Source organism: Fodinicurvata sp. EGI_FJ10296 (assembly GCF_040712075.1).
Classification (GTDB): Bacteria; Pseudomonadota; Alphaproteobacteria; order DSM-16000; family Inquilinaceae; genus JBFCVL01.
This window is the reverse complement of record NZ_JBFCVL010000009.1, coordinates 283820-293593: the sequence shown is the minus strand read 5'-3', so window position 1 is coordinate 293593 and position 9774 is coordinate 283820. Positions and strand designations below refer to the sequence as shown.

Here is a 9774-nt window from a genome sequence, read left to right as displayed (position 1 = left end):
GCCTTTTCGTTCTGCTGCGTCGCGAGGGCGAGCCATCCGGGATCAACCGCATCTATCGACTCTACCGCGAGGAAGGGCTGACCGTCGGCAAGCGGCGTGCGCGGCGCAAGGCTCTCGGCACACGTGCCCCGATCTTGGTCGAGGCGCGAGCGAATGCCAGATGGTCGCTGGATTTCGTTCATGACCAGTTCGCCTGCGGGCGGCGGTTCCGAGTGCTCAACATCGTCGATGACGTCACCCGCGAATGCCTGGCTGCAATCCCGGACACCTCGATATCAGGCAGACGGGTGGCGCGGGAACTAACGGCGTTGATCGAACGGCGCGGTCGGCCCGGCATGATTGTCTCGGACAACGGGACGGAACTGACCTCGAATGCCATCCTGAAATGGTGCACCGAGCACAGGATCGAATGGCATTACATCGCGCCGGGAAAGCCCATGCAGAACGGGTTCGTCGAGAGTTTCAACGGTCGCATGCGGGACGAGTTTCTCAACGAGACCGCCTTTCGCAACCTCGCCCATGCCCGCGATCTGATCGCCGCCTGGGTAGATGATTACAATACGCAGCGCCCACATTCGGCCCTCGGATATGAAACCCCGGCTGACTATGCCCGGGCCCTGACCACCGCAATCGCCCGCCCCGCTGCACCAGATGATAGCTCCGCGCGTCAGGCGATTGCTCAACCCACGCCGTTCGGCGTAAACAGTAACCGGACTCCGGTCGCGGCTGGTTGAAAGATCTGTGGCAGGTCACAACCGTGATCGGCTCGACGTCGGGATGGCGCTCCGGGTCCATCACCCAGGCCTCTCACATCATCTCCACCTGGCCGGACGCCCCGGAATCAACGTCGAGATCAATACCATCGGTTTCACTACCGTCCTGGGAGCGGTTGGTCAGGCCGCCCGAACCTGCCTGACGAAATCCGCCACACCTGTCTGAAGCCTGCCTGCGGTTTCTCCCAGTTCCCGGGCGCTGGCCAGAACCTGATTGGCAGCGGCGCCGCCCTCGCCCGCGGCCTGACTAACCTCGGTGATCGCGCTCGACACTTCGCCCGTGCCGTTGGCGGCCTGCTGGATGTTGCGGGTGATTTCGCCAGTAGCGGAGTCCTGTTCCTCCACTGCGGCGGCAATCGAGTTCGAGATCTCACGGCTCTCGGTGATCATCTGGTTGATGCGTTCGATCACCTTGACGGTATCCTGCGTCACGCCCTGCATGCCATTGATCTGTTCGGAGATATTCTCCGTCGCCTTGGCCGTCTGATTGGCCAGGTTCTTGACCTCTGACGCGACAACCGCGAATCCCTTGCCCGCCTCGCCGGCGCGCGCTGCCTCGATTGTGGCGTTGAGAGCCAGCAGGTTGGTCTGAGCTGCAATATCCTGGATCAGTTGCACGACCTGTCCGATCCGATTGGCGGCTTCGGCCAGGGAATTGACGGTAACACCGGCTTCGTTGGCGCCGGCAACGGCGTTGTCGGCGGAGCGGGAGGAACTGACGACCTGCTGGCTGATCTCACGGATCGAGGCGGCCATTTCTTCGGTCGCGCTCGCCACCGTCTGCACATTCGTTGATGCCTGAAGGGCCGCGGCTGACACCGTGGTCGCCTGGGACGACGTTTCCTCGGCGGAGGAGGTCATGGTCTGGGCGGCGGCCTCGAGTTCCTGAACGGCGGAAGCGATCATCTGGACGAGCTCGCCGACGGAGTTTTCGAAGCTGTCGGCCAGTTCGTTCATCGCCCGCCTCTTTTCTTCCTCCGCCTGCATTTTCTGATCCGCGACTTCCTGTTCCATCTCGCGGTTGCGAATCAGGTTTTCCTTGAACACCTGGACAGCATCGGCCATCGAGCCGATCTCGTCGCGCCGGCCGATTGCCGGGACATTGGCGGAGGTATCGCGATCGCGGGTTGATATTGCCGAGCAATACAATGTTATGCCAAAAACCATCGATCGCTGGTGCAACGAGGCCGGAAAGCCGCGTGGGGAAGAAGCTGTAGCGCTCCTCATGGCGACATTCCGCAATCGGCCGTCACTAGGCATTTCGATGAATTGCCTTCGGCGATCAGTCTCTGATGTCAAGCGGCCGGGTCAATACAACCACAGCCCAGAAGGCGGCACGAAAGTAAGGCGCTGTGGCGCCCATCGAAGATGGATCGTCAGGAGCCGAAGTCAGCAACGGTTTCGATGAGCTGCCGGAGCCCATCGCTCGCGAGTGCCAGGAGGCAAATATTCGATCAGATAAAACCCAAGAGCCCGCACAACGAGAAGAAGCTGTGGCGCTAGTCAAGTGTGGTCAATCACAGACTGAGGTTGCCAGAATTTTGGGTATATCCCTGTATACGATCTCTCAGTGGTGCAGGACGGCTGGCGTTGCTGGAAAGGCCCAGAAGGCCCGCCGGAGAGAAGAAGCGGCGTCGCTGATCAAGAGTGCCAAGTCGCGCTCCGAGGTAGCTGAGCAGTTTGGTGTGACGCTGCAAACAGTCAGTGCCTGGTGCAAAAAAGCGGGGCCCCCTGCATCAGTAGACAAACCGCGTCACCCCCATGGCCAGAAAGGCACCGCCGATTTCGAAGAGGGCTGTTTCGGCCTGAAGTCAATCGGGCCATTGCTCTGGTCAAGAGCGGCCTGTCACATTCAACGGTCGCTGAGCAGTTTGGTGAAGAAACGGCAACCATCGAAAACTGGTGCAAGGCGGCCGGAATCAGGCAAGGAAAGATCCACAGGGACAAGAGAACCGCACGAAAGGAAAGTGCCGTGGCGCTCGTCCGAAGCGGCTTGTCACGAGCTGAGACCAGCAGCCAGTTCGATGTGACGCAGACTACCATCGATCGCTGGTGCAACGGGGCGGTGATTGTACCAGGCAAGGCCCAGGAGGACGCACAAGAAAATCATGGACCCGGCCGGCTCACGGCGGACGGGACTACGGAGAAAAGCGCTGAACTTTCATCTCGCCAAGGGGCGCTCGCTGCCGCGCTGTTGAAGATCGGCCAGAACTCGGAAGAAGTCGCCGGAAATGTCGGCGTTCCGACCGACGCCGTCTAGAAAACCCCACATACCGGATAAACGCAGGGCAAAGCTCATGCGTCAGCCGACCGTCCGCTTGACGCGTCCCTGCCGGCCAGCATGCGGGCGATCGTCGGTCCTGGCGTCGGCAATGCGGCGACGGTCAAAGTCGACGCGGCGCTGTTCGACGAGACGCCGGACGAACTGACCGCCAACGCCCGCGCCGCTGTCGCCGACAGCGGTACGCTGCGCCTTTCGACAGCGCGCGCTGAAGGCCGCAACGACCCCACGGTCGTCATCACGATCGCCGATGACGCCGCCGGCATGGACGACGACACGTGCCGACGCGCCAAGGAGCCGTTCTCCACCACACGCGCTATTCCGACGGGACGACCGTGACGCTGGCCCTGCCCGTGCAGTCAAGACGGATGGCAGCGAAATCCGCAGTGATCCGTCCAGGGCTCAACCGCAATGTCGAGAATGAATACAATGACCCGGATGAGGGCCGAACACGGCATCTACTTCCGGCTGTATCGGCGTCGCCTGGCAGATAAAGAGATGTCGACTGCCACGCAACGCAGATCTTTCGAGTACGTCTCAACGGCGTCTGCACGGCCGGGCGGTTCCGTGGGCATTCCTGAAAACCCCACGGAGCCCGGGATGGTCGGCCTTTGAGACCGCGAAAGCCGGCGGCGGATCAATCGCGGAGACCCGCCTTGCCGACCGGTCGATCGTCACCAGACGTAGCGCAAGCCCGCCTGGCCGCGATGGTCGGTGTAGTTGTCGCCGAGGCTGCCGTCATAGGCGGCGAACAGGTCGACGTCGTCGGTGATGCCGAGATCCAGCGTGACGCCCAACTCGGCGATGTCGCGTGGCAGCCCCTGACCCTGGATGGCGAAGCTGTCGCTGCCCAAGAGCGAGGCCCGGAGCGCGGTTTCCGGTGAGCCGATCTCGCGGCTCCACGCGGCACGGGCGGTCAGGGCGACGGTCATGCCGTCATCGACAGACGTTTCATAGCGCGTTTCCGCGCCCAGTCTGGCGCGCAGGCTGTCGCTGGTCAGCGAACCGACGGACAGACCGGCATCGCCGGTTTCCTCATAGCCTTCCTGACGCATGCCGATATAGCGGACGCCAACCAGCGGCGAGACGGTCAATCCCTCGGGGCCGGGCCGGAAATCATAAGCCGCCTGGGCATCGATGTTCCAAGCGTCGGCGCCGTAATCGGCCGATTGCTGGCCGAAGGTCGGCACGGTGCGGCTGCTGTCGTATTCGATCCGGGAATAGCTGAACGCGCCCGACAGACGCAGATCGTCCAGTTGATAGCGGCCATAGATGGCGCCGCTATAGCTTTCTGTATCCACGCCCAGCATGCCGCCGGAGGTAACCCGGCCCTGTTCGTAGCCGATTGCCGCGCCAACCGAGAAGGCGTCGTTCACCGGCATGTCGATGCCGGCATGCAGGCCACCCGACCGGCTGTCGCTGCCGGGCATGCCGTTGGCGCTGCCCTGACGTCCGGTCTGGCCGACGACCCGGACCCAGCTTGCCGGGCCGTCCGTGCGGCCGGCACCCGTCGGTGCCGGTGCTTGCGCCACTTCATCCCATTCGTCGCGGGACATTGGTTCGGCGCTGGCGAACTGGATGGTGCCCGGCGTCAGGGCCGACGCGGTTTGGGCGCCGCCCCCGAATCCGCCGCCGGTTCCCCCGAACCCATTCGCCATCTGGACGAAATCCATCAGGGCGGTGGAGAACGAGACCGAAATGCCCGATGTCCCGGCCGACCGGCTGCCGCTCAGCTCTTCCAGAACGGCAGTGACCTCGTCCTCGTTCAGGCCGAGGAACGCGTCGACGAACGCCTGATAGCGGGGATCGCCTTGATCCATCGTGTCCAGGACCGTCACCAGGGCGTTTTGATTGCCATTGCCCGAGAACGGTGATGCCAGCGGCTGCAGATCGCCGATGTCCGGGTCAGAGTTCTCCGGGTCATCCGTAACCGCCAAAGTCAGATGGACCCCCGTGGCGTCGTAATCGAGAGACGGGTCGATAAAGGCAAAATTGTCCTCGACGTCGTCGAATTCGCCATTGATGGTTTCGGCCTCCAGGATCGGATACGTGCCAAGCACGAGATTGTCTTCGTCATCCTCAAGGCTGACCACATCGACCGTGCCGCCATTGATCGTCGCGTCGCCTTTTACATCGGTTTGGCTGGCGCCGGTGCGATCGACATAAACCCGATAGGTGGAACCACTATTGAACGTGGCATTTCCGTCGACCGTCAAGGTATCGACCGTCCTGGTGCCGACCGGGTTGCCGGGCGCCAGGGTACCGTTCAGGGTCAGGGGGGCGACGGTGCCGGTGCCGCCCAGCGTTCCGCCGAGTTCGACGAGCATCGCTTCTCCGCCCAGGGTGTCGTCGACGATCAGTGTGCCACCATCGACCGTGGTCGTCCCGCCAAAGCCGGTGTTGTCGGCGGTCAGCCGGGTAACGCCCGCCAAATGCGTGATGCGGTGGTCAAGGGTGCTGCGGATCGGATCCGCGTCGCTGACGATCTTCGTGTCGAAATCATAGTCACTGCCGGTGTGGTTGAAAACCAGCGTGCCGGTGCCGGACCCGAATTCGACGCCGTCCGTCACCAATGTCCCTGGCGCCACAGCCTGATCGCCGACTGCTGCCCCGATATTCACGGTGCCTGTACTGCTGTCGTTGGTGGCGATTTCAATACTTGTGCTTTCGACCTCGCCGCCTTCGGAAACGGTCAGGTCGCCCTTACCCCGCCATCCAACAGCGAGGTCGTCGGAACTGGTCCATGTCGACCCGCTCCCCCTCACTGTCACGCTGCCAACGCTGTCAGTCTCGTCGCCGATAAAGCTGAAGGCACTGCTGACCATGCCCCCATTCTCAACAGCCAGGTTGCCCTCGCCTTCAGTACCTACAGAAAAGTTGGCCACCAAAATTGTCCAGGTCGAATCGGTTCCCGTCACTGTCACATGGCCATCGCCGGTATCCTCGCTGCCGATTTCACCGCCTGTGCTGCTGACCTCGCCCCCGTGTTCAACGGTCAGGTGGCCCTCACCATTTTTTCCGACATAGAGGGATCCGTCATTGTTCCAGGTCGAACCGTTCCCCGTCACCATCACATTGCCTACACCGGTATCTTCGCTGCCGATTTCACCGATTTTGCTGCTAACCGTACCCCCACCTGAAACGATCAGGTCGCCCGTGCCAGAGTTGCCGACGATTAGTCTTTCGCTCAGCGTCCAGGTTGCACCCGAGCCCGTGACGTTAACCGTGCCGGTTCCCTTATCTCCGATGTGCGCGAGATCCGAACTCAACTCGCCTGAATCGCTGATGTCGAGTCGTCCGTAGGCGTCAGCTTCACTTCCGATCAGCAGTTTTTCACCGGATTTGTAGTTCGGGTGTTCGATTTTCGGGGTGTTTTCGTCAGTCGAAGGGACGTCGATTAGAACAAGCGACGAACTACTGTCCGGCCAGTAAACACCCGACCAGTTATCCTTGTTGTTCCAGTCGGTAGACTCAGTGCCCGTCCATTCGTTCTGCGCGACGGCAGGGGCCGGTTCTGCCGCCGAGGCGCCGGCGGCGATCGCGGCGGCGACCGGTAGCACCATGCGGCTTCGGCCAACCGGCCGCTTCGGCAGCCGGAACCTGACGAAGCACTTCTTGTCGCCGTGGCCGGTACGCGCCGCTTCAGTCGTGATTCCGTCGGTTGTTTCCATGGAAAAATCGCCTTGTCGTGTATGTATGATCCCGGCATTCAGGTGCGGAGGCAGAACTTTGCGTCAGTTCATTTCCATCCATAATCATCGATTATTGAGTTTTGGTGAACGTACCCGAGCATGTTGTCGACGGAGACAAGGGGGAGGGTATCCATCCGGAGCTCCACGAGCCGGCAGAGCACTGGACGCGCTGCACCCCGATCCGCGATGCATCACGATGAGCGACGGCGTTCCATTCGGGGCGGAGTGTTTGTGGTAGGGCTGCCGCCGTACCCACCCCTCATGATAGCCGACAATACCCTCACCAAGCCAAAGTGGTGCCCTGGCCTGGCCGCGAAGGCCAGCAGGAACACGGCAGCGCTCTGTTCGCGATGCCTGCACAGGGCGATTGCCTATTCACGGATGGGCATCACTCGAGAACTGCATATTAATGAACTGGCACGCCGCACGGTTTCGCGGCGATCTCGCCCCACGGCGCGAGGATTGCACGCGGCGGGTATTGCATCAGCCTTGCCGCTCGCCGCTGCGCGGGATGGCCGTAACAACGAGGGCAATAGCCCCGCACAACGCGATCAGCGCCAGAATGCCGGGATCGGGCCACGATAGATCCATGAGAGGAACCAGGACGGCGATGCCCCCCACACCGGCCAGCGCCCCGACCAGCGCCGCCAGTCCGGTACGGGACAGACACGTCCGGGGGCGGGGAATGAGCCACCAGACGATCGCGCCGACCAGGTCGGGCACCAGACCCATGCCATAACCCAGGAATACGATCAGCAGCCCGAAACCCAGTCTGTCACCGAAACCAAGCGGGTCGGGCTCAAGGGTCACCGCCACCAGGGCATAGACAAGACTGCCGGCCAGCGGTCCGAGAAGGACGATGGTGGCAAACCGGCGTCCCGATAAGGGGCATTGGCGGGTCTCGGCGTCGGTCAACGGATCCATGATCCGGTGGCTACGAAACACTTATGGGTTCAAGGACCGCCATTAGCCTCATTCGAACCAAAAATCGTTCAGGTGCCAGCAAACGTCTGTCCCCTCCACGCGTCGTTATCCTGGAAGGTCCTCCATGCCTGCCGGTATTCCGCCACCCCGGCGTCGAGCTGGAGGCCAAGGACCTCCGGGGTGTTGCTGGTTCCGGGCGGCCAGCATCGATGCTGTAATGCCATTCCTGCTGCGTGCACGTCGGCGTCGGCATCCCGGCGTTCAAATGACCGCAAGAGCACCAGACGGGCCACAAGACACTTGATCAGCGCCCGATCTTGCCGTCAAACAGCAGGCCATTTGAGGAACGTCGGCTCGGGCCCGTCTTTCCGGGCGCGCTTTGTCCGGGACAACCACCTCGGCGAGGCTACCCTACACAAGAGGACGACTATGATGCGGGAAGAGGCGGCACGGTCCCGAAACGACGCGGGCGAGAGCCTCGATGATTCCGCAGCAACACGCCCGGAACGGGGCTGGCAATGGTGGCCGGGCCTGTGCCTGGCGCTGGCCGTTCTGTACGTCGCTCTCCCCTATGGGCGCCTGGCCGGTATCATCTACGTGGTTGCCACCGTCGTCGCCGCCGCCGGTATCGCGGTTGCGGCGTATTACCGGCAACGGCTTTTCAGGCCGGCCGCCTGGCTGCTGGTCGCCGGGGCGTTGGCCATGGCCGCCATCGGCCACGGCATCTGGTACTGGCTCGACCTGCGCGGCCTCGAACCGTTTCCGTCGTCCGCCGATATTTTCTATCTGGCCGTCTACCCCCTGTTCATTGCCGCGCTCTGGGTCCTGCGCTGCCGGAACAACCGTGACGACGGTGCCCTGAGCGACGCTCTCATTGTCTGCACGTCGGCGGCCGTCATCGGTTGGGCGCTGCTGATCACGCCTTACATGAACGACCCGGGCCTCAACCTGAGCCAGTTGCTCGTCTCCGCGGCCTATCCGGTTGCCGACCTGATCCTGCTCCCGCTGGTCCTGCACCTGGTGTTCCTGCAGCAAACCCGCATCCTCGCCCACCTTTTCCTGTTGCTCGGCATGCTCGCCTATCTGACGGCGGACCTTCTGTACGCCCACGGCAATCTGGTCGGCTGGTACGCGCCCGGCGGCTTCACGGACGGGCTCTGGCTGGTGGCCTACGCCCTTTTCACGGCGGCGGCGTGGCATCCCTCTGCCGCGCTGGAGCCTCTTGCCCATACCTCCAATGTCGAGTTGTCGCGGCGGCGCCTGTTCGTGCTCGGGGTGGCCTCCGTTCTGGTCCCGGCGATGGTGCTGCTGACGGCGGAGCGGGACCCGGAAATCGTGCGCGTCGGCGCCATAGCCTCGATCGTGCTGTTCATGCTGGTGATGCACCGCATGGACGGTCTGCTGAAAGAAACCCACCGCCAGTCGGAGGCGCTGGAGAGGCTCACACGGCTCGACCCGCTGACCGGTGCGGCCAACCGGCGCCAGTTGAGCAATGACCTGGCACGCGAGATGGCCCGTGCCGAACGTACCGGAGCCCCCTTGAGCCTGGCCTTCCTCGACCTCGACCACTTCAAGGACTTCAACGACACGTACGGCCACTCTGCCGGCGACGCCCTGCTGCAGGATCTGGTCACCGCCTGGCGGGAGGAATTGCGCCCGTCCGACGTTCTCGCCCGCTTCGGCGGAGAGGAATTCGTCCTCGTCCTTCCCGACACCGACATGAAGGCGGGCAGCCAGGTGACCGAACGCCTGCGCCAAAGCATGCCCCGGGACCGGACCTGCTCCGCCGGCCTCGCGGTCTTTCAGCCGGGCGAGAGCGCCGACGCCCTCATCCATCGCGCCGACCAGGCGCTCTACGCCGCCAAGGATGCCGGCCGCGACCGTCTCGTCTGCGGCTCTACCGATCGGGCGTTCTCGTGCACATCCCACGGCGCGGCCGATTTGCCATTCACAAGCTGACCGTCGGAGACCGGCCTGGCGCAACCGGACATCGCAGACGTTCAAATCGATGGCGCCAGCGAAGGCGCGGCCCGATGCCCTCACGTGATCAATCGGGCTTTTTTTTTTGCGCTGGACCGCCCCTTCATCGTTTGATCGTCTTGAT

The 9774-nt window shown here is 62.9% G+C and carries 8 protein-coding genes; 5 read left to right on the top strand and 3 right to left on the bottom strand.

Annotated elements, in window-relative coordinates:
• Positions 1 to 734 (top strand): IS3 family transposase (locus ABZ728_RS19960; RefSeq protein WP_366658095.1); only part of this gene is annotated, 734 nt, incomplete at its 5' end.
• A 159-nt stretch (positions 735 to 893) separates the two neighbouring features.
• On the opposite strand, the gene ABZ728_RS19955 is transcribed toward ABZ728_RS19960, so the two are convergent.
• A complete protein-coding gene (locus tag ABZ728_RS19955) occupies positions 894 to 2000 on the bottom strand; it encodes a methyl-accepting chemotaxis protein (protein WP_366658094.1) in 1107 nt (368 codons plus the stop codon).
• Between the two features lie 125 nt (positions 2001 to 2125).
• Here ABZ728_RS19955 and ABZ728_RS19950 point away from each other — a divergent pair, with 125 nt between their 5' ends.
• The 3 genes from ABZ728_RS19950 to ABZ728_RS19940 all read left to right on the top strand — a co-directional run bounded on the left by ABZ728_RS19950 (position 2126) and on the right by ABZ728_RS19940 (position 3393).
• Positions 2126 to 2803, top strand: coding sequence for a helix-turn-helix domain-containing protein (locus ABZ728_RS19950; RefSeq protein ID WP_366658093.1), 678 nt, complete (start codon positions 2126 to 2128; stop codon positions 2801 to 2803).
• Positions 2746 to 3033, top strand: coding sequence for a hypothetical protein (locus ABZ728_RS19945; protein WP_366658101.1), 288 nt, complete (start codon positions 2746 to 2748; stop codon positions 3031 to 3033). The genes ABZ728_RS19950 and ABZ728_RS19945 overlap by 58 nt, the downstream gene beginning before the upstream one ends.
• Before the next feature lie 81 nt (positions 3034 to 3114).
• Positions 3115 to 3393, top strand: a complete 279-nt coding sequence (locus ABZ728_RS19940) for a hypothetical protein (RefSeq protein WP_366658092.1) — start codon at positions 3115 to 3117, stop codon at positions 3391 to 3393.
• 335 nt (positions 3394 to 3728) lie between these two features.
• Here the strand turns inward: ABZ728_RS19940 and ABZ728_RS19935 are convergent, their stop codons facing one another.
• Both ABZ728_RS19935 and ABZ728_RS19930 read right to left on the bottom strand, forming a co-directional pair.
• The gene (locus tag ABZ728_RS19935; protein WP_366658090.1) at positions 3729 to 6725 is read right to left on the bottom strand and encodes an autotransporter domain-containing protein; all 2997 of its coding nucleotides are present in this window, start codon (positions 6723 to 6725) and stop codon (positions 3729 to 3731) included.
• Between the two features lie 504 nt (positions 6726 to 7229).
• Positions 7230 to 7661, bottom strand: coding sequence for a hypothetical protein (locus ABZ728_RS19930; RefSeq protein WP_366658088.1), 432 nt, complete (start codon positions 7659 to 7661; stop codon positions 7230 to 7232).
• Between the two features lie 438 nt (positions 7662 to 8099).
• On the opposite strand from ABZ728_RS19930, the gene ABZ728_RS19925 reads away from it, so the two are divergent.
• A complete protein-coding gene (locus ABZ728_RS19925; protein WP_366658086.1) occupies positions 8100 to 9629 on the top strand; it encodes a diguanylate cyclase in 1530 nt (509 codons plus the stop codon).
• Positions 9630 to 9774: the final 145 nt, after the last annotated feature.

Coding starts and splice junctions, on each gene's coding strand:
- ABZ728_RS19940 (WP_366658092.1), top strand. CDS start 3,115: ATGCGGGCGATCGTCGGTCCTGGCGTCGGCAATGCGGCGACGGTCAAA.
- ABZ728_RS19955 (WP_366658094.1), bottom strand. CDS start 2,000: ATGAGGAGCGCTACAGCTTCTTCCCCACGCGGCTTTCCGGCCTCGTTG.
- ABZ728_RS19935 (WP_366658090.1), bottom strand. CDS start 6,725: ATGGAAACAACCGACGGAATCACGACTGAAGCGGCGCGTACCGGCCAC.
- ABZ728_RS19925 (WP_366658086.1), top strand. CDS start 8,100: ATGATGCGGGAAGAGGCGGCACGGTCCCGAAACGACGCGGGCGAGAGC.